General features: G+C 59.5%; 17 protein-coding genes, 1 tRNA gene and 1 pseudogene. 13 read left to right on the top strand and 6 right to left on the bottom strand.

The window, feature by feature from the left end; genetic code table 11:
• Positions 1 to 41 precede the first annotated feature (41 nt).
• The 4 genes from NL64_RS14820 to NL64_RS14805 all read left to right on the top strand — a co-directional run bounded on the left by NL64_RS14820 (position 42) and on the right by NL64_RS14805 (position 7019).
• The gene (locus tag NL64_RS14820; RefSeq protein ID WP_034148813.1) at positions 42 to 1709 is read left to right on the top strand and encodes a VRR-NUC domain-containing protein; all 1668 of its coding nucleotides are present in this window, start codon (positions 42 to 44) and stop codon (positions 1707 to 1709) included.
• Positions 1706 to 3982, top strand: a complete 2277-nt coding sequence (locus NL64_RS14815) for an ATP-dependent DNA helicase (protein ID WP_034148941.1) — start codon at positions 1706 to 1708, stop codon at positions 3980 to 3982. The genes NL64_RS14820 and NL64_RS14815 overlap by 4 nt, the downstream gene beginning before the upstream one ends.
• Before the next feature lie 131 nt (positions 3983 to 4113).
• A complete protein-coding gene (locus NL64_RS14810) occupies positions 4114 to 5016 on the top strand; it encodes a zeta toxin family protein (protein ID WP_034148812.1) in 903 nt (300 codons plus the stop codon).
• An 80-nt stretch (positions 5017 to 5096) separates the two neighbouring features.
• Complete coding sequence (locus NL64_RS14805) at positions 5097 to 7019, top strand: hybrid sensor histidine kinase/response regulator (protein ID WP_034148811.1); 1923 nt, start codon at positions 5097 to 5099, stop codon at positions 7017 to 7019.
• Between the two features lie 136 nt (positions 7020 to 7155).
• On the opposite strand, the gene NL64_RS14800 is transcribed toward NL64_RS14805, so the two are convergent.
• From NL64_RS14800 to NL64_RS14780, 5 genes are all read right to left on the bottom strand, one after another.
• Positions 7156 to 7632: a hemerythrin domain-containing protein gene (locus tag NL64_RS14800; RefSeq protein ID WP_034148810.1), complete on the bottom strand. Its 477-nt coding sequence runs from the start codon at positions 7630 to 7632 to the stop codon at positions 7156 to 7158.
• Between the two features lie 185 nt (positions 7633 to 7817).
• Positions 7818 to 9182 (bottom strand): cation:proton antiporter, encoded by a 1365-nt coding sequence (locus tag NL64_RS14795; protein ID WP_034148940.1) that lies wholly within the window; start codon positions 9180 to 9182, stop codon positions 7818 to 7820.
• Positions 9183 to 9193: 11 nt separating this feature from the next.
• Positions 9194 to 9805, bottom strand: a complete 612-nt coding sequence (locus tag NL64_RS14790) for a Yip1 family protein (protein ID WP_034148809.1) — start codon at positions 9803 to 9805, stop codon at positions 9194 to 9196.
• 273 nt (positions 9806 to 10078) lie between these two features.
• Positions 10079 to 10936: an SDR family oxidoreductase gene (locus tag NL64_RS14785; RefSeq protein ID WP_034148808.1), complete on the bottom strand. Its 858-nt coding sequence runs from the start codon at positions 10934 to 10936 to the stop codon at positions 10079 to 10081.
• A 168-nt stretch (positions 10937 to 11104) separates the two neighbouring features.
• Entirely contained in the window at positions 11105 to 12259 is a 1155-nt protein-coding gene (locus NL64_RS14780; RefSeq protein ID WP_034148807.1) for a MalY/PatB family protein, read from the bottom strand.
• 329 nt (positions 12260 to 12588) lie between these two features.
• On the opposite strand from NL64_RS14780, the gene fdnG reads away from it, so the two are divergent.
• From fdnG to NL64_RS14730, 9 genes and pseudogenes are all read left to right on the top strand, one after another.
• A complete protein-coding gene (gene fdnG / locus NL64_RS14770; protein WP_155292760.1) occupies positions 12589 to 15654 on the top strand; it encodes a formate dehydrogenase-N subunit alpha in 3066 nt (1021 codons plus the stop codon).
• Entirely contained in the window at positions 15655 to 16590 is a 936-nt protein-coding gene (fdxH, locus tag NL64_RS14765) for a formate dehydrogenase subunit beta (RefSeq protein WP_034148804.1), read from the top strand.
• Complete coding sequence (locus NL64_RS14760; RefSeq protein WP_034148803.1) at positions 16587 to 17246, top strand: formate dehydrogenase subunit gamma; 660 nt, start codon at positions 16587 to 16589, stop codon at positions 17244 to 17246. Before fdxH ends, NL64_RS14760 begins: the two co-directional genes overlap by 4 nt.
• 4 nt (positions 17247 to 17250) lie before the next feature.
• Positions 17251 to 18177, top strand: a complete 927-nt coding sequence (gene fdhE / locus NL64_RS14755; RefSeq protein WP_034148802.1) for a formate dehydrogenase accessory protein FdhE — start codon at positions 17251 to 17253, stop codon at positions 18175 to 18177.
• Between the two features lie 45 nt (positions 18178 to 18222).
• Positions 18223 to 19638, top strand: coding sequence for an L-seryl-tRNA(Sec) selenium transferase (gene selA, locus NL64_RS14750; RefSeq protein ID WP_034148801.1), 1416 nt, complete (start codon positions 18223 to 18225; stop codon positions 19636 to 19638).
• A gap of 1 nt (position 19639) precedes the next feature.
• Positions 19640 to 21547 carry a selenocysteine-specific translation elongation factor gene (gene selB / locus NL64_RS14745; RefSeq protein WP_034148800.1) on the top strand — a complete coding sequence of 636 codons (1908 nt, stop codon included), beginning with the start codon at positions 19640 to 19642 and terminating at the stop codon, positions 21545 to 21547.
• A gap of 5 nt (positions 21548 to 21552) precedes the next feature.
• Positions 21553 to 21648: transfer RNA gene (locus NL64_RS14740), tRNA-Sec, on the top strand.
• 201 nt (positions 21649 to 21849) lie between these two features.
• The gene (locus tag NL64_RS14735; protein WP_034148799.1) at positions 21850 to 22938 is read left to right on the top strand and encodes an AI-2E family transporter; all 1089 of its coding nucleotides are present in this window, start codon (positions 21850 to 21852) and stop codon (positions 22936 to 22938) included.
• Positions 22939 to 23110: 172 nt separating this feature from the next.
• Positions 23111 to 23514: pseudogene (locus NL64_RS14730) on the top strand (hypothetical protein); the annotation flags it as partial.
• Between the two features lie 78 nt (positions 23515 to 23592).
• Here the strand turns inward: NL64_RS14730 and NL64_RS14725 are convergent.
• Positions 23593 to 24498: an amino acid ABC transporter substrate-binding protein gene (locus NL64_RS14725; RefSeq protein ID WP_034148797.1), complete on the bottom strand. Its 906-nt coding sequence runs from the start codon at positions 24496 to 24498 to the stop codon at positions 23593 to 23595.
• Positions 24499 to 24525: the final 27 nt, after the last annotated feature.

The following is a 24525-nucleotide window of genomic DNA, read 5'->3' as shown; positions in this document are numbered from 1 at the left end:
GTGATGCTGGTATCTGTACGCATAACCAGTACTCGCTTGCCATGGCCCTTTTTCCAGTGACTGCAAATCCGCTCGACGATCCGTTCTATTACCTTAACAACTTCATGCAAGTGCTTGATTGGCTTGAACATCGCTATGCCGATGTATTGAGCGTCGAGGAGCAGCAATTCATTGCCGACTGCAATCGGTTGCCACGTGAATCCAGGGCGCTACTGGTCAGGATAGTCATGCGCAAAGGAATTCACTTCAGACTCAGCAAATTGCACTACGCCGAGATCGGTGATATCGCCCGTGCTGCCGAGCCGTTACTGGCGCTGGGGTGGATCGATGAGCAGTTGCCACTGTCGATCGAGGCGCTGTTCGAAGTGTTGCTCAAGGCTGAGATTCTTCAATGTCTGGGCAGTGTCATTGATCATCCCAAGGGAAAAAAAACCGATTGGCTGCCGGCACTGAGTGAGCAATTCCCTGAAATAAAGGGCTTCAGGGACTGGTGCCCGACACTGGATGACCGCTTGTTCAGCCTGACCATCATGAGCGTGTGCGATCGACTGCGCTTGATGTTTTTCGGCAATCTTTACCAGGACTGGTCCGAGTTTGTGCTGGCTGACCTGGGCATTTTTACCTACGAAAAAGTCGAGTTCTGTGCCGACTCCCGAGGCTTGCGCAGCCGTGAAGACGTCGACGCCTGCCTGTTTCTGCACCAGTGCCAACAATTGTTCGAAGCCGGTGAGGCGCTGGCGGGCATTGTTGAGCAGGTCAACGGACTGACATTGAGCAATCCCTGGCTACAACGGCGTCGCGACAAACTGCTATTCCAGATGGCCCAGCATTGCGAACGCATGGCGGATTTCTCTACTGCATTGGCACTGTACCGAATTTGCGCGTATCCCGGCGCACGCCTGCGGCTGATCCGCGTGCTGGAGCGGTGTGGCGAATATGAGTTGGCGCTGGAGCTGGCTGCCCGAGCGGAACAAGCGCCCGAAAGCGCCGCCGAACAACAGCTGTTGCTCAGGATGTTGCCGAGGTTACGCCGCAAGTTGGGCGGGCCGCCGATGAAGCGTCGTTCTCCGCAAGCAATGCTGCGTCTGGACCTGCAACTGCCCAGGACCGACCCGGTAATGTCGGTGGAGTATTACGTGCAGTCGCACCTGTCGGAAGAATCCGCGCCAGTGCACTACGTCGAAAACGGCCTGATCAACTCGCTGTTCGGTCTGCTGTGCTGGCCGGCGATTTTCGCGCCGCTGCCGGGTGCGTTTTTTCACCCGTTCCAGCGCGGTCCGGTGGATTTGCTGAATGAGGATTTCCATAGCCGCAGGGCTGATTTGTTTCAGGCTTGCCTCGCGGAACTCGATGACGGGCGCTATCAGCAGACGATCCGTGAACGCTACACGCAAAAGTGGGGCATTCAATCGCCATTCGTGTTCTGGGGCATGCTCAGCGAAGAGCTGCTCGAACAAGCCCTAGATTGCCTGCCGGCCGCGCATCTCAAGCACTGGTTTAACCGCCTGCTGCTGGACATCAAGGCTAATCGCGCCGGCATGCCGGACCTGATCCAGTTCTGGCCGCAGCAAAAGACCTACCGCATGATCGAAGTCAAAGGCCCGGGGGATCGCTTGCAGGACAACCAGCTGCGCTGGCTGGAGTTCTGCCATGAACACCGGATGCCGATTGCTGTTTGTTACGTGCAATGGGCGGAGCAGAGCGCTTGAGCTACAGCATTGCCGTGCGGGCGCTGTGTGAATTCACCGCCAAGGTCGGTGACCTCGACCTGCGTTTTACGCCGTCGCCAACCGCACTGGAGGGCATCGTCGGCCATCGCACAGTGGCGTCCCGGCGCAGCGAGGGCTATCAAAGTGAAGTTGCGCTGCTAGGTCAGCACCAAAACCTGACCGTGAAGGGCAGGGCGGACGGCTATGACCCCGGGCAAAACCGCCTGGAAGAAGTCAAAACCTACCGCGGCGACTTGAACAAGCAACCGGCCAACCACCGTCAACTGCACTGGGCTCAGGCGAAGGTCTACGGCTGGTTAATGTGCCAGAAACTCGAACTTGAGCAGATCAATCTGGCGCTGGTGTACTTCGACATCGTCAGCGAAAAGGAAACCTGCCTGGTCGAGAGTTTCACGGCCACGGATCTGCGGTTGTTTTTCGATGAGCATTGCGCACGGTTCCTGCACTGGGCCGAGCAGGAAATGGTTCACCGCGACGGGCGAAATCGGGCCGCGCAGCAACTGTCGTTTCCCCATGCCGGTTTTCGACCGGGCCAACGTCATTTGGCCGAGTCAGTGTTCAAGGCCGTCAGTACCGGTCGTTGCCTGATGGCCCAGGCGCCGACCGGGATTGGCAAGACCGTCGGCACCTTGTTTCCGATACTCAAAGCCCTGGCGCCGCAGCAGCTGGACAAGGTGTTTTTCCTTACCGCGAAAACCCCGGGACGCAAACTGGCACTGGACGCTGCACAGGTGATTCTCGACAGCGCCGATGCGCCGCCGTTGCGGGTTCTGGAGATGATTGCCCGGGACAAGGCCTGCGAACATCCGGACAAGGCTTGCCACGGCGAATCCTGCCCGCTGGCCCAGGGTTTCTACGATCGCTTGCCGGCGGCGCGTCAGGCTGCCAGCGAAGTCAGTCTGTTAAACCAGAGTGCATTGCGTCAGATCGCACTGGAACACACGGTTTGTCCTTACTACCTCAGCCAGGAAATGGCCCGCTGGGCAGACGTGGTGGTGGCCGACTACAACTATTATTTCGACTTCAGCGCCTTGTTGTTCGGCCTGGCCCAGGCGAATAACTGGAAAGTCGCGGCGCTGGTGGACGAAGCCCACAATCTGGTGGAGCGCGGCCGTCAGATGTACAGCGCCAGCCTCGATCAATCGTCCTTCAATGGCGTACGAAAAACCGCCCCCGAAGCGTTGAAAAAACCCTTGCAACGGGTCAATCGCGAATGGAACGCCCTGCACAATCAGCAACCGGGCGCCTATCAGGCCTATGACAAACCACCGGAAAAACTGCTCCAGGCGTTGTCATCATGCAGCGCCAGCATCGGCGACTACCTGAACGATCACCCGCAGGGGCTGGACAGTGCGCTACAGAGCTTTTACTTCGACATGCTGCAGTTTTGCCGGGTAGCGGAACTCTTCGACGAGCAATTTCTGTTCGATATCAGCAAACGCGACCTCGACCGCAAGAAAAGTCTGTCGCAGTTATGCCTGCGCAATGTGGTGCCTGCCGGTTTTATTGGTCCGCGCTTGACGGCAGCGCGCAGCACGGTGCTGTTTTCCGCGACACTCAGCCCTCGGCACTATTATGCTGATTTGCTTGGCACGCCGGCCAACACGGTGTGTATCGACGTCGAATCGCCGTTTCACGCTGATCAATTGCAAGTGCACATCGTCAACCAGATCTCGACCCGCTTCGTGCATCGCCAGGCGTCCCTGGAGCCGATTGTCGAGCTGATCGCCCGACAGTTCAGCCAGCGCCCCGGTAATTACCTCGCGTTCTTCAGCAGTTTCGATTACTTGCAGCAAGTCGCACAGTTGCTGGCCGAGCGGTATCCGCAGATCAATCTATGGTCGCAATCCCGAGGGATGGCAGAGGAGCAGCGTCAGCAGTTTCTCGACCAATTCACCGCCGAGAGCCAGGGCGTCGGTTTCGCGGTACTGGGTGGGGCGTTTGGCGAAGGTATCGACTTGCCCGGCGCACGGCTGATTGGCGCGTTCATTGCCACCTTGGGGCTGGCGCAACTCAACCCGGTCAACGAACAACTGAAGCTGCGCATGGCGGCGATTTTCGGCGCTGGCTACGACTACACGTACTTGTTTCCGGGTGTGCAGAAAGTGGTGCAAGCCGCTGGGCGGGTGATTCGCACCCAACAGGACCAAGGGGTAGTGATGTTGATCGATGACCGGTTTGGCGAGAGCAAGGTCAAGCAATTACTCCCGCGTTGGTGGGCGATTGCGCCGACGATTTTTAACTCGGCGTAGTAGGATTTTTTACCTTAGAAAACATCGACATACCTTGATGCAAACAGCCATTTGAACAATTGCCGAAAGCACACTTTATTCAATGAGCTGGTTATCACTTTTACCTAACTCTTTGATAAGGAAATCAAGGTATGTCAGATGCAGAGAAATACACCTACACCCCCGAGGACGTGACCAAGGCGTTCGATGAAATCACTGCCACACTGTTCGCCGAGAAAACTGCCGCAACCCCACCCAAGCTGCTGGTCACCGCCGGCCTGCAGGGTTCCGGTAAAACCTATCTACTGGAAAAGAGCCTGATACCGTCTGGGCGTTACGCCAATTATGTTCGGTTGTACTTGCCCGAGTACCGGGAAAAACACCCGCAGTACGCTGAGATGATCAAGCTTGGCGTGCTTCACGCCTACGAGCATACCGAGGCCTTTGTCCGTGAACTTGGCACGAAAATCTTCACTGAGGTGCTCAAACGCCAATACAACATCATCATGGAATGCGCCTTCGACAGCATCGATTTTGCCGGCATCGCAACTTTCGCACCCGGTTATCAAATAGAAGCGCATATCGTGGCCTGCAACCAGCCCTTCGCTCACGTATCGAGTATCAAACGGGCGCTCAAGAGCCTGGAAAACAAGGAGCTGGAACGGTTTGTCAGCTATTCGGCCCTGGTAACGAGCATGAGTAATGCCCAGGCCATCATTCTCGCGTTCGAAAACCTTGCCAAAACCGAAAGCGGGTCACAGATTTACTTGTATGAACGCGGACTCGGTGCACTGAAAGAGCGTACGTTGCGGGCGCATAGCACGTACAGCCAAGACTCCAAAGGTGATCTGACTATTACCTCGACATCCACCAAATATAGCTACAGCGCCTACGCCACCATCATCAACAACCATGTCTACACCCATCAGGAGCGCGACGAGATGGTGAAGGAATGTCACCTGTCGCTGCTGAAGGCTGGAACATTCGCCAAACAGGTGCCTGATTTCGTCTATAACGACCTGTACGCCTATATCGTGAAGTACGTTTACCGATAACCTCGGACCCGCTGTTATTACGGCTTTCCAATTTGGTGGTTTGTCGCATACTGCTCGGATACAACAGTGCAGAGGGATCAATGAGCGAAGATCAAACCAAAACCGCCGCCTTCGAGGACAAGCGTTTTCGCTTGTTGATCGATGCGGTGATTGACTACGCGATTTACATGATTGATCCCGACGGCGTCATCATCAGTTGGAACGCTGGCGCGCGGCGTTTCAAAGGCTATGAAGAGGCCGAGATTCTTGGTCAGCACTTTTCACGCTTCTACACCCATGAAGATCGCCGTATCGGCAAGCCCCAAATGGCGCTGGACACGGCAATTCGCGAAGGACGTTTTGAAGGGGAAGGCTGGCGCGTGCGCAAGGACGGCACGCATTTCTGGTCCCACGTGGTGATCGATCCGATTTATGACCCGTCGGGCACCTTGCTGGGGTTTGCCAAGATCACACGGGATCTGACCGACCGAAAAATGGCCGAGGAAGTGCTCAAGCAAAGCGAGCAACAATTCCGCCTGCTGGTGCAAAGCGTCACCGACTACGCCATCTACATGCTTGCTCCGGATGGACGCCTGACCAACTGGAACCTGGGCGCTCAGCGCATCAAGGGATACGCACCCGAAGAAGTCATCGGCCAGCATTTTTCGATGTTTTACACCCCCGAAGATCGCGCGGCGGGTGAACCGAAACGAACCCTGGATATCGCAGTTCGTGAGGGCAGGTTTGAAAACAAAGGCTGGCGTGTGCGCAAGGACGGCACCCGATTCTTCGCCCATGTTGTGGTTGATCCGATCTGGGGCGAGACCGGCACTTTGCTCGGGTTTGCCAAGATCACCCGCGATATCACCGAGGTGACACAAGCGCAGCAAGCCCTTGAGAAAACCCGTGAAGCGCTGTTCCAGGCGCAGAAAATGCAGGCTATCGGCCAGCTCAGCGGGGGGATTGCCCACGACTTCAATAACCTGCTGACCGTCATCCTTGGCAATCTCGAAATTGTCCGCAAACGAATTGCGGACGACCCGAAAATTACCCGACTGATCGACAACGCCACTCAGGGAGCACTGCGGGGTGTGTCGCTGACCCAGCGCATGCTGGCCTTTGCCAGGCGCCAGGAACTCAAATCCGAACCCGTTGAGATACCGGCTCTGGTGCAAGGAATCTCCGGGTTGTTGCGCAGTTCGCTGGGTCCTTCAGTCGTTCTGGAAACCCGTTTTCCACCGCAACTTGAACCGGTGATGGCCGACGTCAATCAGCTTGAACTCGCTGTGTTGAACCTGGCGACCAACGCCCGTGATGCGATGCCTCATGGCGGAAAAATCGTCATCAGTACCCGCACCGAAGAAGTCCGTGATGAAGTCAAGCCGCATATGGCGGCCGGTCGATATGTATGCCTGACCGTCACCGATACCGGGGAAGGTATGGATGAGGCGACGCTGGCCTCGGCGATGGACCCGTTTTTCACCACAAAAGGGCTGGGTAAAGGCACCGGGCTGGGATTGTCGATGGTCCACGGTTTTATTGAACAACTGGGCGGCCGGTTCGTCCTCAAGAGCAAGAAAGACCAAGGTACTACCGCAGAGCTATGGTTGCCCGTTGCTGCCAGCGCTGCACAACAGGCGTCAGCTATCGATGAGCCGGCCACGCCGGAAGTGCCTCGGCTGTGTGTGCTGGTGGTGGATGACGACAGCCTGGTGCTGACCAGTACTTGTCTGTTGCTTGAGGATCTTGGTCATCGGGTGATCGCCGCGACGTCTGGCGCTCAGGCGCTGGAGTTATTCGAGCGTGATCAAACAATCGACCTGGTGATCACCGACATGGCGATGCCGCAAATGAGCGGGGCGCAACTGGCTGATGCTATCCGAACATTGAAGTCAGATATGCCGATCGTTCTTGCCACGGGATATGCCGAACGGCTGGAAGGTTTTGCGGCGAGGCTGCCCAGGTTGTCGAAACCTTTTACCCAGCTCAATCTGGTCGAAATCATTGCATCTGCGATGAAGTAGTCACCTCTATCTGTGGCGAGGGAGCTTGCTCCCGCTGGGTTGCGAAGCGACCCCCTTTTCACCCAGAAGAAGGGGCCTGCTGCGCAGTCCAGCGGGAGCAAGCTCCCTCGCCACAAGGTTTCGTGCGTATACGTGATCAAGCCGCCATATTAGGCGCACCCATCTCTTTCTTCAGTTGAGCCTTCAGCGCTTCCATCTGCGCCCCCAACTCTTCCAGTTCTGCTTTGCCGAGCAGCTTTTTAGCCTGAGGAAACATCTCCGTTTCTTCCTCTTCAATGTGGTGTTCCAGCAACTCCTTGACCACTTTGACGCGACCGGCGAACTCCGGTGTCGACGGGTCAGTGACTTTCAAATCCGGCAGTACCAGAGAATCAACGGTGCGGTGTTCTTCCTTGGCTTCGTAGTACATGACGTCCTGCTCTTTGCCGCCGGCTTTTTTGTACGCCGGATACAAGACTTCTTCTTCCAGTCGGGTGTGGATGGAGATTTCCATTTCCAGCTTGGCGAGCAGTTCCGTGCGTTTTTTAACGCCACGCTCGGTGGACTCGCTCAATTGGCTCAAGATGCCTTTTACGCGTTCATGGTCGGCTTTTAACAAGTCTATAGCGTTCATGGTGAGGTCTCTCAAGTCATCACGGATGGGTAGGGCGCGAACGGTCTCGATGCCGAAAGTCGCTCATGGGACTGGAGCATTTGTCGTGCCGCTTTCGACGGCTGGATAAACCTCGCCAAATCAATGAGATAAATTGCGTGCTGGCGAATAGAGGTCATGCAGGCTGCATGAGTTGGGAAATCGCCTCATGCAGTTCGCGGTTCAACGATGGGCTTCTTGGTTTGCTCATAGCGCGCGAGGACCGGTTGCGTGCTGATGCCGTGGATCAAAATGCTCAGCGCGACCACGGACAACGTCAGGTCGGTACAAAGCGTTGCGACTGACGGATTCAATCCATGGTTCAGGACATAGAACAGGTAATAGAAGCTGCCAATCCCGCGAATGCCGAACCAGCCGATCAATAACCGCTGTCGACCGTCCAACAAGTTGCCCCACGGTATGAACGCGACGCTTAAGGGGCGAATCAGGCAAAACAACACGCCACCGATGGCCAGGGCGCGCCAGTCCCAGTGGGCCATCAGCACGACGCCGAGCAACGTCACCAAAAAGACTTCCATTGCCCGTTCCACCAGGCTGCCAAAGGACAGCATGTCGCCGATCATGATCCCGGCCGCGACTTGTGTGTCTTGCAGATGCTCCACATCGCCATGCACGGCAGCATCGGGCTCGACGTTCTGGTGGCCGACCACCGCCTGAACCAAATGCTCGGCCGGTGGCTGTGAATCACCCGTGGACTTGACCTCGGCGCCACGCAAACCAAGGCCTGCGGCGAATACCGACAGAAACCCATAGCCGTGAACGGATTCGGCGGCGACATAGGCCAGAGCGATAAGCGCGAAGGTCAGGTAATCATTGGGGGAGAGCGTGCTGTCGGCGTTCCGGATGCGCATCGACAAGGTCAAACGCCCAATGCCACGGCCCATGCAATAGCCGATCAATAAACCCGCGGGCACGGCCCACAGCAGGCGTTTGAGTGCCCAGTCATCAAGCCAGGTTGTTGAAGAGGAATCGCCCTGTTGCAAGAACAGTAGACCGAGGATCACAAACGGAAAAGCGATCCCATCGTTCAGACCGGCTTCGCCAGAGAGCCCGAAGCGCACCGGGTCGTCGTCCTTGGCATCGTTGACCTGGACGAGCGAGGCCAATACCGGGTCGGTGGGCGCCAATATCGCGCCGATCAGCAGCGACGGCCCCCACGCAAGGTCAAATGCAAAATGCAGCAACAGGCAGACGCCGGTGATGCTCAGGAGCATGACCGGCCCCGCCAGCCCATACGCCACGCGCCATTTGCGATCCTTGAGCGGTAGGCGCAACTTGAGGCCGCAGACGAACAAAGAAAAGAGCACCGCAACTTCCGTCAGGTGCTCCATCCAGAACGACGCGTCCTTTATATCCAGCCTGAGCCAGCCGAGCCCCGCCGGCCCGATGGCCACACCCAGGACCAGGCACACGGCCGAGGTGGTCACCGGCATCCAGCGCAGGTATGACGAGGTGAGGGCCAGCGTCAGCAGCACGGCGCCCAGCACGGCGACCCAGGCGATGAAGCTCATCGCGGCGGGCATCAACCGACCGTGGCGCGCAGATACTCGGGCGTCAACACGTTGAACCACACCAGGATCATTTCCACCAGAATCGTAACCAACACCAGCAGCCCGACGCCCCAGACGCAAGTGGCGTTGAGCAGGCCTTGTTCCTTGCGCTCGTGCATGAACGTCGGCAAACCGACGAACAGCAGGAAGGTCGAATACGCCGACGCTGCGCCTAACACCAGGATGGCCAGCCAACGACTCGGATACAGGCCAGCGATGCCGGCGAGGAAAAACGGGGTGACGGTATAGGCGGCAAAACCGATGCATTGATTGACGGTCGGGCGGGAATCAAAGGTGCGCGACATCCACCGAATGAACAGCCCCATCAACGCGACGCCAGCCAGGATACTGACGTACAGCAACACGCAGAGTTGCAGCGCACTGGCGGCACTGAGCTTGACCGTTTCGTTTTCCGCCAGACTCCAGCCTACGTAGGTGGTCCCGAAAAACAGGCACACCGGCGGGATCAAGGCGAGCAGTAGCAAATGAGCAAGATAGTGGCGCGGATGCGCTTCCTCTTCCTTGCGGATATCCGTCCACGCGAAGTTCGGTTGGGTAAACAGCTTGACGATAGGTGCGGACATGGCGACCTCCAGATATACAAAGGCCTGTCGTGGAAGAGTGCTGTTCAATTGAAGGCAACCCTGTATCTGTGGCGAGGGAGCTTGCCCCCGCTGGACTGCGTAGCAGGCCCCTTCTTTTGGGGGAAGAGGGGGCGCTTCGCGGCACAGCGGGAGCAAGCTCCCTCGCCACTGGGGAGCGCTTGTCTCAAGATCAGTGAACAGCATTAAACCGTTGAGGCCCGATAAAGTGTTGAGCGGCGGAAATGTCCACGGGTTCAATTTATCGGCGTCACCTCAAAGAATCGGTTTACCACCGGTCACACCAAAGCGCTGGCCGGTGATATAGCTGCCTTCGTCCGAAGCCAGCAGCACATAAATCGGCGCCACTTCCACGGGCTGGCCCGGGCGACCAAGCGGGGTGTTGGCGCCGAAGTTCTGCACGGTTTCTTCAGGCATCGTCGATACGATCAGCGGTGTCCAGATCGGCCCGGGGGCCACGCTGTTGACCCGGATATTTTTCGGCCCGAGCATTTGCGCCAGACCGGCGCTGAAGTTGGCGATAGCGCCTTTGGTCGTGGCGTAAGCGAGCAGGGTGGGGTTGGGCATGTCCGAGTTGACTGAGCTGGTGTTGATGATCGAACTGCCGGGTCTCATGTGTTTCAACGCGGCCTGACAAATCCTGAAGATGGCGGTGATGTTGACGTCGAAGGTCATCACCCATTCTTCGTCCGGAATGTCTTCGAGGGTTTCGTGGGTCATCTGGAACGCGGCGTTATTCACCAGCACATCGATGCGGCCAAAGCGTTCGACGGTTTTTTCCACCAGTGCCTGGCAATGCACCTTGTGCGCCAGGTCGCCGGGCAGCAACAGGCATTGACGACCGGCCTGTTCGACCCAGCGCGCAGTTTCCTGCGCATCTTCCTGCTCATCAAGATAAGCAATGGCCACGTCCGCTCCTTCACGGGCAAAGGCGATCGCCACGGCGCGGCCGATGCCGCTGTCACCACCGGTGATCAGGGCGATCTTGCCCTCCAGACGGCCCGAGCCTTTATAGCTTTGCTCGCCGCAGTCCGGGTAAGGGTCCATTTTGCGCTGGGAGCCGGGGACGGGTTGGTGTTGTTTTGGGAAGGGGGGCTTGGGGTAGTTCATCATCAGTCTCCGAACAGGGGGCGTGTTCGGGGTTGACTGTGGGGGTTTGGCTGGAGTTCACACAATCCCTGTAGGAGCTGGCTTGCCAGCGATAGCGCCCGCTCAGGCAAAATCAATTTCGACCCAATGATCGCCATCGCTGGCAAGCCAGCTCCTACAGGGGGAGCGGTGTCAGGCTTTGAGGTGACGCAAACTGCGCTCCATCCGCGCAATCCCTTCTTCCAGCAACGAACGCGGGCAGCCGAAGTTCAGGCGTACGAATTGGCGGCACTCATCGCCGAAATCCAGGCCCGCGCTCAAACCGACTTTGGCTTGTTCCAGGAAGAACTGCTGCGGGTTGTCCAGCCCCAACGCCGAGCAATCGAGCCACGCCAGGTAGGTGCTTTGCGGCACGTTCATGGTGATACCCGGCAAGCGGTTGCGCACGGCATCGACCAGGTAATCACGGTTGCCTTGCAGGTAGACCTTGAGCTCGTTCAGCCACGGCGCCGCTTCGCTGTAGGCAACGCGGGTGGCTTCCAGGCCCAGCGGGTTGACACTGTCGACCATGCCGCAACGGGCGTGGTTGACCCGCTCGCGCAGGTGGCGGTCTTGAATGATCATGAACGAGGTTTTCAGCCCGGCGATGTTGTAGGCCTTGCTGGCTGACATCAGTGTGATGGTGCGCTGGGCGACTTGCGGACTCAAAGTTGCCATCGGAATGTGCTGGCGACCGTCAAAGCACAATTCGGCGTGGATTTCGTCGGAGATGATCCAGGCGTCGTGCTCCACGCAGATGTCGGCGATGGCTTGCAGCTCTTCGCGCGGGAACGTTTTGCCCAACGGGTTGTGCGGGTTGCTCAATAGCAGGGCACCGCCACCTTGCAGCGACTGGCTCAAGGTCGCCAGTGGAGTGGCGTAAGTGCCGTCCGCTTGAGCGTCAAAACTCAGTTCAACCTTGTTCAGCCCCCAGTGACCCGCCGCATGGCGCAACGGCGGGTAGTTCGGCACCTGGACCACGACATTCTGTTGCGGCTGCACCAGCGCTTTGAGGGCCATGTTGAAACCTGACTCGACCCCCGGCAGGAAGATCAACTCTTGCGGTTCGACACGCCAGGCGTACTTGTTCCACAGGTCGGCGACGATGGCCTCGCGCAGATCGTCCGGGGCCACGCTGTAGCCGACCATAGGGTGTTCCAGGCGTTTTTGCAGCGCCTGGATGATCATCGGTGGCGCGGCGAAATCCATGTCGGCGACCCACATCGGCAACACATCGGCCGGGTAGCGGCTCCATTTGGTGCTGCCGGTGTTGTGGCGATCGAACACCTGATCAAAATCGAAAGTCATGCGCGGTCTCTTGAAGTCGGGTTAATCATGCCGGCCATGATAATCCCCAGACCCTGCGGGAGCGAGCCGGGTTTACGAAACACCTTTAGGACCTGTAGGAGCTGTCGAGTGAAACGAGGCTGGGATCTTTTGATCTTAAAAAAAGCAAGATCAAAAGATCGCAGCCTGCGGCAGCTCCTACAGGTCTCGTGAATGCCCGACGGTCGGGTTTCATCGCGGTTTCGACAGCCTTGACTAGAGTTGAAGTGTCGGCAGCCCGTCTGCCGCCACCGTGACTGTCCAGAAAATCCGGCAAAAGTACCGGGTTTCCACCTGATCAGGAGTGAACGATGGACCTCAACCGTCGTCAGTTCTTCAAGGTCGCTGGTATCGGCCTTGCAGGCTCTAGCCTGGGCGCGTTGGGCATGGCCCCGACGCCAGCCTTCGCCGAGCAGGTGCGCCACTTCAAGCTTGCCCACACCCATGAAACCCGCAACACCTGCCCGTACTGCTCGGTCGGCTGTGGGTTGATCATGTACAGCCAGGGCGATACTGCGAAGAACGTTGCGCAAAGCATCATCCACATCGAAGGTGACGCCGACCACCCGGTCAACCGCGGCACCCTTTGCCCCAAAGGCGCGGGCCTGCTGGACTTCATTCACAGCCCCGGCCGCCTGCAGTACCCGCAGGTACGCAAGCCCGGCAGTACCGAATGGACGCGTGTTTCCTGGGATGAAGCGCTGGATCGCATCGCCGACCTGATGAAGGCCGACCGCGACGCCAACTTCATCGAGAAAAACGCACAGGGCCAAACGGTGAATCGCTGGCTGACCACCGGTTTCCTCGCGGCATCGGCGGCGTCCAACGAAGCGGGTTACATCACCCACAAGGTCATTCGCAGTCTCGGCATGCTGGGGTTTGATAACCAGGCGCGTGTCTGACACGGCCCGACGGTGGCAAGTCTTGCCCCGACGTACGGCCGTGGTGCCATGACCAACCACTGGACCGATATCGCCAACGCGAATCTGGTTCTGGTGATGGGCGGCAACGCAGCAGAAGCGCACCCGTGCGGCTTCAAATGGGTGACCGAAGCCAAGGCGCACAACAAGGCGCGCCTGATCGTGGTCGACCCGCGTTTTACCCGGACCGCTTCGGTGGCCGACTACTACGCGCCGATTCGCACCGGCACCGACATCGCCTTCATGGGCGGGCTGATCAATTACCTGCTGACCCAGGACAAGATCCAGCACGAATACGTGCGCAACTACACCGACGTGTCCTTCATCGTCAAAGCCGGCTATGGCTTCGAGGACGGGATCTTCAGCGGCTACGACGTGGCCAAACGCGCGTATACCGACAAGTCCGGTTGGGGTTATGAAATGGGTGAGGACGGCTTCGTCAAAACCGACCCGAGCCTGCAAGATCCGCGCTGCGTCTATCAATTGATGAAGCAGCATTACAGCCGCTACAACATCGAACTGGCCAGCCAGATTTGCGGCATGCCGGTCGATGCCATGCAGAAAATCTGGGACGAAATCGCCACCTGCTCGGTTCCGGGCAAGACCATGACGATTCTCTACGCCCTCGGTTGGACCCAGCACTCGATTGGATCGCAAATCATCCGCAGTGCGGCGATGGTGCAACTGTTGCTGGGCAACGTCGGCATGCCCGGCGGCGGCGTCAACGCCTTGCGCGGGCACTCCAATATCCAGGGGTTGACCGACTTGGGCCTGTTGTCCAACTCACTGCCGGGCTATCTGACGCTACCGGGCGATGCCGAGCAGGATTACAACGCCTACATCGTCAAACGCACGCAGAAACCGCTGCGGCCAGGGCAATTGTCCTATTGGCAGAACTACAGCAAATTCCACGTCAGCCTGATGAAAGCCTGGTACGGGGCCAATGCCACGGTCGAGAACAATTGGTGCTACGACTATTTGCCAAAACTCGACATTCCCAACTACGACATCCTCAAAGTGTTCGACCTGATGGGCCAGGGCAAGGTCAACGGCTACATGTGCCAAGGCTTCAATCCGATCGCCGCGTTGCCTGACAAGAACCGTGTGATGGCGGCGCTGGCCAAGCTCAAATGGCTGGTGGTGATGGACCCCCTGGCCACCGAGACCTCGGAGTTCTGGCAAAAGGTCGGTCCGTACAACGACGTCAATAGCGCCGATATCCAGACTGAAGTGATTCGCCTGCCCACTACGTGTTTCGCCGAAGAGGACGGTTCGCTGGTCAACAGCAGTCGCTGGCTGCAGTGGCACTGGAAAGGCGCCGACGGCCCTGGTGAAGCGCGCACTGACGTGCGGATCATGAGCGAACTGTTCCTGCGCCTGCGCCAACGCTATCAGGCCAACGGCGGCGCCTATGCAGAACCGCTCCTCAAACTGTCGTGGCCGTACAAAATCGCCGACGAACCTTCACCGGAAGAGCTGGCCAAGGAAATCAACGGCAACGCCACCGCCGACTTCACCGACGCCACCGGCGCGCTGATCAAGGCCAATGCCCAATTGGCCGGGTTCGGTCAGCTCAAGGACGACGGCAGCACGGCTTCCGGTTGCTGGATTTTCTGCGGTAGCTGGACCGAAGTCGGCAATCAGATGGCCCGCCGCGACAACAACGATCCGTTTGGCATGCACCAGCATCAGGGCTGGGCCTGGGCGTGGCCGGCGAACCGGCGGATTCTCTACAACCGCGCCTCGGCCGACCCGCAAGGCAAGCCGTGGGACGAGAAAAAACGCCTGGTGTGGTGGAACGGCAAAGCCTGGGGCGGCACCGATGTGCCCGACTATAAGGCCGACGTGCCGCCGGAAGCCGGGATGAATCCGTTCATCATGAACCCCGAAGGCGTGGCGCGGTTCTTCGCCGTCGACAAGATGAACGAAGGCCCGTTCCCCGAACACTACGAGCCGTTCGAGACGCCCATCGGCATCAACCCCCTGCACCCGGACAACAAGAAAGCCACCAGTAACCCGGCGGCACGGATCTTTGATTCGGTGTGGGATACCCTCGGCGTGGCCAAGGACTACCCGTATGCCGCCACCAGCTACCGGCTGACCGAGCATTTCCACTTCTGGAGCAAGCACTGCAAGCTCAACGCGATTACCCAACCCGAGCAATTCGTCGAGATCGGCGAAGTGCTGGCCAGGGAAAAAGGCATCGTCGCCGGTGACCGGGTACGCGTCAGTTGCAAGCGCGGGCATATCGAAGCAGTGGCGGTGGTGACCAAGCGGATTCGGCCGTTGCAGGTCAACAATCAGGTGGTGCACCAGATCGGCATCCCGTTGCACTGGGGCTTCACCGGTCTCACGCGTCACGGTTACCTGACCAACACCCTGGTGCCGTTCCTCGGCGATGGCAACACACAGACCCCGGAATCCAAGTCATTCCTGGTTAACGTGGAGAAAATCTAAATGGCCAGCCAAGACATCATTGCCCGCTCGGCCACCACCACCGTGCCGTCCTCGGTGCGTAACCAGGAGGAAGTCGCCAAGCTGATCGATACCACCAAATGCATTGGTTGCAAGGCCTGCCAGGTCGCCTGCTCGGAATGGAACGAGCTGCGCGACGAGGTCGGCCACAACCACGGCACCTACGACAACCCGCAAGACCTCACGGCCGAAACCTGGACCCTGATGCGCTTCACCGAGCATGAAACCGATGCCGGCAACCTTGAATGGCTGATCCGCAAGGACGGCTGCATGCACTGCGCCGAACCCGGTTGCCTGGCGGCGTGCCCCAGCCCCGGCGCGATCATCAAGCACGCCAACGGCATCGTCGATTTCAACCAGGACCATTGCATCGGTTGCGGTTACTGCATCACCGGTTGCCCGTTCAACATTCCGCGCATTTCGCAGAAGGACCACAAGGCCTACAAGTGCACGCTGTGTTCAGACCGGGTGGCGGTGGGGCTGGAACCGGCCTGCGTGAAAACCTGTCCGACCGGGGCGATCGTGTTTGGCTCCAAGGAAGACATGAAGGAACACGCCGCCGAACGCATCGTCGACCTCAAGAGCCGAGGCTTCGACAATGCCGGCTTGTATGACCCCGCTGGCGTCGGCGGCACCCACGTGATGTACGTGCTGCACCATGCCGATACGCCGAAGCTTTACGCCGGATTGCCGATCGACCCGACCATCAGCCCGCTGGTTGAACTGTGGAAAGGCGTGAGCAAACCCTTGGGCTTGTTGGCCATGGGCCTGGCGGTGCTGGCCGGATTCTTCCACTACGTGCGCGTCGGGCCGCAGATCGTCGAGGAGGATGAACTGCCACCGCTCAACGATCCATCGGTGCATGAAGTCGATCCGTCGGTGCACACCTATGATCCGAAGCGGGAGGACAGGCCATGATCCGTAAACAGATCCTTCGCTACACCGCCAACCAGCGCACCAATCACTGGCTGGTGGCGATCCTGTTTTTCATGGCGGGGCTGTCCGGATTGGCGCTGTTTCATCCGGCGCTGTTCTGGCTGAGCAACCTGTTCGGCGGCGGGCCTTGGACGCGCATCCTGCACCCGTTCATGGGCGTACTGATGTTCGTGTTTTTCCTCGGGCTGGTGTTCCGTTTCTGGCGCGCCAACTACTTCATCGCCAATGATCGCTTGTGGCTGCGGCGTATCGACCGGGTGATGAAAAACCAGGAGGAGGGCGTGCCACCGATTGGCAAGTACAACCCGGGGCAGAAGTTGCTGTTCTGGACTTTACTGCTGTGCATGCTGGGGCTGCTGTTGACCGGCCTGGTGATTTGGCGTGCGTATTTCAGCGACTACTTCGGCATCACCACGATCCGCTGGGCGATGTTGCTGCATGCGCTGGCCGGTTTTGTGCTGATCCTGAGCATCATCGTGCACATCTATGCTGGTATCTGGATCAAGGGTTCAGTCAGCGCAATGATGCATGGCTGGGTCAGCCGCGCCTGGGCGAAGAAACACCATGAACTGTGGTACCGCGAGGTGACGCGCGACGAGCGTCCGCGTCGCGACCCTCCGTTGAGCAAAAAAGGATAACGATTTGGCCACCATTCTGGAGCCAGGACAGATCGAAGCGGCGGCGACTTCACCGCCGTTTCTGCACCTTGCACCGCACAACCTGTTCACCCTGCGGGCGCTGCGTTTGGAACGCTTGGCCGAAGGGCATCCCTTGGCCGATTACCTGCAGCTGGTCGCCGGGTTGTGCCACGCGCAACAGCGTTTGCTCGACGATCCGCCGCCCGCCGCTGCACCGGACCCGCAACGCATCCAATTGTGCCTCGATCACGGTTTGCCACCCTTTGCCGCCGACAGCCTGGTGCGTGAGGACGGCTGGTTGGCATTTCTGCATGCGCTGTTGCCAAACTTTCGGTTACCTCCACAACCTGCCGTAGAGAAGGCTGTCGCGACGTTGCGCAGTGCCAGCGACGGGCAGGCCAAAACCTGGGCACTGGCGCTGGTCAGCGGTCAATACGCCTTGCTGCCGCCGGCGCTGGTGCCGTTTCTCGGCGCTGCGTTACAGACAGCCTGGAGCCATTGGTTATTGAGTACACCGAACCTGGCCTTGAAACCCGGCAACAGCCTCCATCAATGCCCGGCTTGCGGATCACCCGCCATGGCCGGCGTCATTCGCCATCGCGGCAAGTACAACGGCTTGCGCTATCTGGTCTGTTCCCTGTGTGCCTGCGAATGGCATGTGGTGCGGGTCAAGTGCGTGTATTGCGAGCAGAGCAAAGGCCTGCAATACGTCAGCTTCGACAGCGACCGTCATGCGGCCGACAAGGCACCATTGCGCGCGGAAACCTGTCCGGGCTGCATGAGTTATCTGAAGCAGATTTACCTGGAGTGCGACGCCGAGGGCGAAGCGTTGTCCGCCGACCTGAGCAGCCTGATGCTCGACATGCGGCTGGAGCAGGAAGGCTTTCAGCGCCCGGCGCCCAATCTATTGCTGGCACCCGGGGGCGACTGACGCGAACGTCTACACTCAGGCGGTCAACCTTTGCGGGAGCGCCTGATGTCCGCCCGATCCACCAGTGAAACCTTGCGTCTGCCCTCCATCGATAGTTTGCTGCGCCACCCGTCCTGCCAACCGCTGGCCGAACGCTACGGGCGCGACGCCTTGCTTGCCAGCCTGCGGCAGTTGCTCGATGACTTGCGCGAACCGGTTCTGGCCGGGCAACTCAACGCCGTTGAACTCGCCCCGGAAGTGTTGGCGGGCAGGGCGGGGGAACGCCTCTCCACCCAACATCGCAGTCACGTACGCCGGGTGTTCAACCTCACCGGTACCGTGCTGCACACCAACCTTGGGCGGGCGCTGTTGCCTGAGGAAGCGATTGAAGCGGTGCAAATGGCCGCGCGCTATCCGCTGAATCTGGAATTCGACCTGCACAGCGGCAAGCGTGGCGACCGCGACGATCTGATCGAGGGGCTGATCCGCGAACTGACCGGCGCTGAAGCGGTGACCGTGGTCAACAACAATGCCGCCGCCGTATTACTAACCCTCAACAGCCTCGGCGCGCGCAAGGAAGGCATCATTTCCCGGGGCGAGCTGATCGAAATCGGCGGTGCGTTTCGCATTCCCGACATCATGGCCCGCGCCGGGGTAAAGCTGCACGAAGTCGGCACCACCAACCGCACCCACGCCCGCGACTACGAAGCCGCCATCGGGCCGCGCAGTGGTTTGCTCATGCGCGTGCATGCGAGCAACTACAACATTCAGGGCTTCACCACCAGCGTGCCTACCGCAGAGCTGGCGCAACTGGCGCACCAGCATGGCTTGCCGCTGCTGGAAGACCTCGGCAGCGGCAGTCTGTTGGACCTCACTCGCTGGGGGTTGCCGGCCGAACCGACGGTGCGCCAGGCACTGCTCGATGGCGCCGACATCGTCACCTTCAGCGGCGACAAACTGCTCGGTGGCCCGCAGGCCGGGCTGATTGTCGGTCGCAAAGACTTGATCACACGGATCAAGAAGAACCCGCTTAAACGCGCACTGCGAGTCGACAAACTGACGTTGGCCGCCCTCGAAGCCGTACTTGGTCTTTACCGCAACCCCGATCGCCTGGCAGAACGTCTGCCCAGTTTGCGTCTGCTGACCCGGCCTCAAGCGGATATCCTGGCCCAGGCTGAGCGCTTGCAACCGTCACTGGCGCGAGTGCTGGGCGACGCCTGGGGCGTCAGCGCGGAGCCGGCGCTGGGCATGATCGGCAGCGGCAGCCAACCGGTAGCGCGTTTGCCCAGTGCCGCGTTATGCCTGCGGCCGCAAACGTCCAAACGCTTGCGCGGAAGATGTTTGCACGGGCTCGAAGAAGCATTGCGTGCCTTGCCGATTGCGGTGCTCGGGCGCATCGATGACGACGCCTTGTGGCTAGACTTGCGGCAACTGGACGATGAGCCCGCGTGGCTGGCGCAACTCGATCAATTGGAGATTTAGGGTGATCGTCGGCAACGCAGGGCACATCGATCACGGCAAGACCGCGTTGCTCCAGGCCTTGACCGGTCAGGCTGGTGATCGGCGCCGGGAAGAGCGCGAACGCGGCATGACCATCGACCTCGGTTACCTTTATGCCGAGCTGGAACCGGGCGCGGGCCTCACTGGTTTTATCGACGTGCCCGGACACGAACGCTTCACCCACAACATGCTCGCCGGGGCACAGGGCATTGATCTGGTGTTGTTGGTGGTGGCCGCCGACGACGGCGTGATGCCGCAGACCCGCGAACACCTGGCCATTGTCGAACTGCTGGGTATCCCGCGGGCACTGGTGGCAATCAGCAAGTGCGACCGGGTCGAAGCGAGCCGGGTGCAACGGGTGCGCGAGCAAATCGAATCCTTGTTGGCACCCGGCCCTTATGCCGATGCGCCGTTGATTGCGCTGTCGAGCGTCACCGGGCAGGGCATCGACACCCTGCGCCAGACCTTGGTCACCGCTCAGCGCGACGTCGCTCAACGCAGCCTCGACGGTGGTTTTCGCCTGGCGATTGATCGGGCGTTCAGCGTGGCGGGAGCGGGTATTGTGGTCACCGGTACGGCGTTGTCCGGTCAAGTGGCGGTGGGCGATACGTTGATGCTCGGTCCCCTCGGCAAACCCGTAAGGGTGCGGGGTCTGCACGCGCAGAATCAAGCCGCCGAAGTCGCCATGGCCGGGCAGCGTGTTGCGTTGAACATCAGTGCCGAACGCTTGGCGCTGGAGCAGATTCATCGCGGTCAGTGGTTGTCGGCGCAGTGGTTGTATGCACCGAGCCAGCGTCTGGACATTGATCTGCGTTTGCTGAGCGGCGAGCCCCGCGCCTTCGAGCATTTTCAGCCGGTGCATGTGCATATCGGCACGCAAGATCTGACCGGGCGCGTGGCCTTGCTGGAGGGCACCAGCCTTGCACTGGGCGAGAGGATGTTCGCTCAGATCTTGCTGAATGCACCGGTGCAGGCAGTGAAAGGCGATCCGCTGATCCTGCGTGACCAGAGCGCACAACGCACCCTCGGTGGAGGACGGGTGCTCGACCCGTTCGCGCCGTCCCGCCAGCGACGCAGCCCCGAGCGATTGGCGCAGCTACAAGCGTTGGCGACGCGCGATTGCCTGGAAGACGTACTGCCAGTGTTGCTGGTCAACAGCGATACAGGCCTCGATCCCCAACGGCTTGAGCGCCAGTTCAACAGCCCGCGCGCCCTCTGGACCTTGCCCGATGACGTGCGATGGATCGAGACGCGGCAAGGACCGTTGTTGTTCAGTGAGGCCCGATGGCAGGCCCTGAAAACGGATTTGCTCGAACACCTTGCACGCTTTCATGAACTGGAGCCGGACCAAATGGGCCCGGACCGTGATCGCCTGCGTCGCTTCACCGGCACCGCCCTCGACCGCCCGACCTTCGTCAGTCTGCTCGACGAACTGCTGGCCGACCGCACCATCAGCAGCAGCGGACCATGGCTGCATCTGCCTGACCATCAAGTGCGCTTGAGTGAAGAAGACGAAACGCTCTGGCAACAGCTGCAGCCATTGTTCGACGGGGCCGGTTTCGACCCACCGTGGGTGCGCGAGCTGGGCCATGACGAAACCAGGGTTCGCTTGCTGCTGCGCAAAATGGCCCGGTTGGGGCTGTTGCATCAAGTGGTCCGCGACCTGTTTTACACCGACGCGATGATCCGGCGTTTGGCGGCTATGCTGTTGCAACTGGCCGAGGACAACCCGGTGATCCAGGTTTCGGCATTTCGCGACGCGGTGGGCCTGGGGCGCAAGCGCAGCATCCAGATACTCGAATACTTCGACCGGCTCGGCCTGACCCGGCGTTTTGGCGATCGACGCCAGATCCGCCCGGACAATGCCCTGGCCCGGGAAGCCGGACACTGATTCAAGGAAGGTAATCGCGCCCGGTGGCGCGGCCGGGCTTCAAACCCGGTTGGGGACGGCATCCGTTCCCGGGCAGGTTCGACTCCGGCTACCTTCCGCCATTTTCCTTGATATAGGGGCACGCCAGAATCAAAAGATCGCAGCCTCGTTGCACTCGACAGCTCCTACAGGGAAACGCGCGGGTTCGACCTGCCATTACGGTGGATCCACAGAAGCTGCGTTGATCCTTTACGTTGTGTAATGAGCGTCTATGCTGGGCTAACGGATTCCTCAAACCCACAGCGTAAAGTCAGGAGACTTCCATGGTGCCCACTTCGCTCTCACTGAAAGCGTTGTCCCGCGGGATGCTTGATGTGCTGATCCGTGCCGGACTGATTGTGGTTCTGGTGCTGTTCTGCTTCGAGATCTTCCGCCCCTTCCGCGACCTTATGCTGTGGTCGGTTATCCTGGCGATTACCCTTTACCCTTTGCAAGAACGGCTCATGGGGCCGCTGGGGCAAAAAGAAGGGCGCGCCGCCACGGTGATCGTGCTGGTGGCGATTGCGATCCTCATGGTGCCGATCTACTTGCTCGGTGTCTCGATTGCCGATTCGGTCGAAAGCGCCATGGCGGCCGTCAAGAGTGAAGGCATCCAGATTCCTCCACCCAGCGACGCCGTCGCGCAATGGCCATTGATAGGCAAACCGCTTTCAGCCCTGTGGCTTCAGGCGTCGACTGACCTTCCAGGCCTGACCGCCAAGTACATACCGCAAATCAAGGACGTCAGCCTGGGCCTGTTGGGCAAACTGGCCGGCGTCGGCATGGGTTTTCTCATGTTTATCATTGCGCTGATCATCGCCGGGATCTTCATGGCCTATGGCAAGGCCGGCAGTAATGCCGCCGTGCAGATTGCGTCGCGAATCAGCGGCCCGGATAAAGGCCCGCAAATCGCCACTTTGTGTACCGCAACGATTCGTGCGGTGGCACTTGGCGTGGTCGGTATCGCGTTCATTCAGATGCTGTTGGTGGGCCTGGGCTTTGTCTTCAAGGGCGTGCCAGGTGCCGGGCTGCTGGCATTGGCGGTGTTGCTGCTGGGCATCATGCAGTTGCCGGCGACTTTGATTACGGTGCCGGTGATTGCCTATGTGCTCGCCACCGAAGGCGCCAATACCACAACCATCATTTTCTCGGTGTTCGTCTTCGTTGCCGGGTTGGTGGACAACGTGCTCAAACCGTTGCTGTTGGGCCGTGGCGTGGATGTGCCGATGCCGGTGGTGCTGATCGGTGCGCTGGGCGGCATGGTCACCAGTGGCATCCTCGGTTTGTTCATCGGGCCCGTAGTGCTTGCGGTCGGTTATCAGCTGTTCTGGCAGTGGGTGGAAGATCGGCCGCCAGTGGAAGAAGAGTATTAAAGACCCCGCTCCAGTCGTCGCGGTCCTTCGGCCCGCGCCACTTCCAGGCAACAGGGAAGGGCCGCGACACCAACTTCTGACCCCCATCTTCAGATCTCCCGCGCAGTCGGTCTTTTTCAACCGGCTGTCGCGGGTCATCGTCGTGTAGCCCGCAACCTCGAGATCTGACAACTCCCTGGCGATCTGGCTGTTTGCGTCGGCGATGGCTTACCCCCTATCTGCCGGGCGCGAGGCACAGATGCATTCAACGGTTTTTCGGTGTTGATCGGTGTGATGATTTCACCTGGCGCTTCGAGTGTGGTCGGGCAAGCGGCGGCGGGATTGATCCTGACGTACACCCGGACCTTGCTGTCGGACTTCTATCCCGAGTATCGGCTGGTGGCGCAGGCCATTCCGAGTCAGCCATGCCCGCGTACGGTGCTGCTCAGCATGCTGCACGCGAACATTCAGGATGTGTTCAACGAGTACGGCGTGCAGATCATGTCGCCTCACTATCTGAGTGATCCGCCAGCAGAGAAGTGGGTGCCCAGGGACAAATGGTTTACAGCGCGGGCGCAAGAACCGAAGGATCCTTGAGCGAGTGAAGCGTCCATCAAACGTCGCCTGGCACATCCGTGTGCCAGCTTCACGCAGGATTTCTGTAGCCCTTCATCCTCAAGGCAATGCGTAGGCCCGGAACAGCTTTTTCATGGTTTCGTTGATCCCGCCCAGGTACTTGTCGTAATCCTGCTCGATGGCGCCGGAGTGATAAGCCTCGCTCAGGGCCATGTCGACCAGGAGGCGGAAGTCTTCGTCTCCACGCTCGACGATCATCGCCACCGGGGTGTACTCGAAGATGCGGTCCAGGACCATCAGGTCGTTGTTGGCATCGCCTTTGGCGACCTGGTTTTTCAGCAGCATGCGCTCGGCGAAGAAAGCATCAGCCTTGCGTGCTGCCACCAGTTTGGCGCCTTCGTCGGTGTTGGCGACGGTCACCAGGGAAGCGATCACGCCGAGCATGCGCATCCGTTCGCGAATCCAGTCCTCGGTCACGCCGCCCTCGATGGTGGCGTAGGTCTGGTTGGACAGGCCTCGGTTGATCGTTGCGCGCCAGGTCGGGCCTGGATTGGCCTCTTTGCCGTTCAGTGCATTGAGCAGGGGTTCGGCGGCATCCTTGCGCACCAGAACCGAGAGGCCGGCGGTATACACCGGAATCGAGTAGCTGATGGTTTTGCGCCGTTCGAGGGTTGGCGGGGTCGGCGTGCAGAGGATGTCGACCGTGCCCAGTTTCACCGCGCTGGTTTCTTCGGAAACCGTCACGGGTTGGTAACGCACCTGCAGGTTGGGCAGGTTGAGTTCAGTCTTGAGTTTGTCGGCGATCTTCAGGCACAGGTCGATGCCATAACCGCTGGCTTTGTCGCCTTGCTGAACGCTGAAGGGCGCCAGGTCCGGCACGTAACCCAGGGTGAAAGTATTGCTGGTGCGTACGCGCTCCAGGGTGTTGGCACTCGCCACGATCGGCAGCGCGGTGAACACCAAGGCGAACAGCAGGCGAGTGGTTTTTGCGAAGGGTGCGTTCATATCCGGTTTCCCCGTGTACAGAGGTCT

This window comes from Pseudomonas fluorescens (assembly GCF_000802965.1).
Lineage (GTDB): Bacteria > Pseudomonadota > Gammaproteobacteria > Pseudomonadales > Pseudomonadaceae > Aquipseudomonas > Aquipseudomonas fluorescens_A.
Note: the sequence above shows the minus strand (reverse complement) of the source record. Positions and strands in the feature narration are given on the sequence as shown.

Excerpts from the sequence above, each read along its gene's own strand:
- NL64_RS14820 (WP_034148813.1), top strand. The coding sequence starts at position 42 with ATGGCCCTTTTTCCAGTGACTGCAAATCCGCTCGACGATCCGTTCTAT.
- NL64_RS14810 (WP_034148812.1), top strand. The coding sequence starts at position 4,114 with ATGTCAGATGCAGAGAAATACACCTACACCCCCGAGGACGTGACCAAG.
- NL64_RS14805 (WP_034148811.1), top strand. The coding sequence starts at position 5,097 with ATGAGCGAAGATCAAACCAAAACCGCCGCCTTCGAGGACAAGCGTTTT.
- NL64_RS14800 (WP_034148810.1), bottom strand. The coding sequence starts at position 7,632 with ATGAACGCTATAGACTTGTTAAAAGCCGACCATGAACGCGTAAAAGGC.
- NL64_RS14795 (WP_034148940.1), bottom strand. The coding sequence starts at position 9,182 with ATGAGCTTCATCGCCTGGGTCGCCGTGCTGGGCGCCGTGCTGCTGACG.
- NL64_RS14790 (WP_034148809.1), bottom strand. The coding sequence starts at position 9,805 with ATGTCCGCACCTATCGTCAAGCTGTTTACCCAACCGAACTTCGCGTGG.
- NL64_RS14785 (WP_034148808.1), bottom strand. The coding sequence starts at position 10,936 with ATGATGAACTACCCCAAGCCCCCCTTCCCAAAACAACACCAACCCGTC.
- NL64_RS14780 (WP_034148807.1), bottom strand. The coding sequence starts at position 12,259 with ATGACTTTCGATTTTGATCAGGTGTTCGATCGCCACAACACCGGCAGC.
- fdxH (WP_034148804.1), top strand. The coding sequence starts at position 15,655 with ATGGCCAGCCAAGACATCATTGCCCGCTCGGCCACCACCACCGTGCCG.
- NL64_RS14760 (WP_034148803.1), top strand. The coding sequence starts at position 16,587 with ATGATCCGTAAACAGATCCTTCGCTACACCGCCAACCAGCGCACCAAT.
- selA (WP_034148801.1), top strand. The coding sequence starts at position 18,223 with ATGTCCGCCCGATCCACCAGTGAAACCTTGCGTCTGCCCTCCATCGAT.
- NL64_RS14735 (WP_034148799.1), top strand. The coding sequence starts at position 21,850 with ATGGTGCCCACTTCGCTCTCACTGAAAGCGTTGTCCCGCGGGATGCTT.
- NL64_RS14725 (WP_034148797.1), bottom strand. The coding sequence starts at position 24,498 with ATGAACGCACCCTTCGCAAAAACCACTCGCCTGCTGTTCGCCTTGGTG.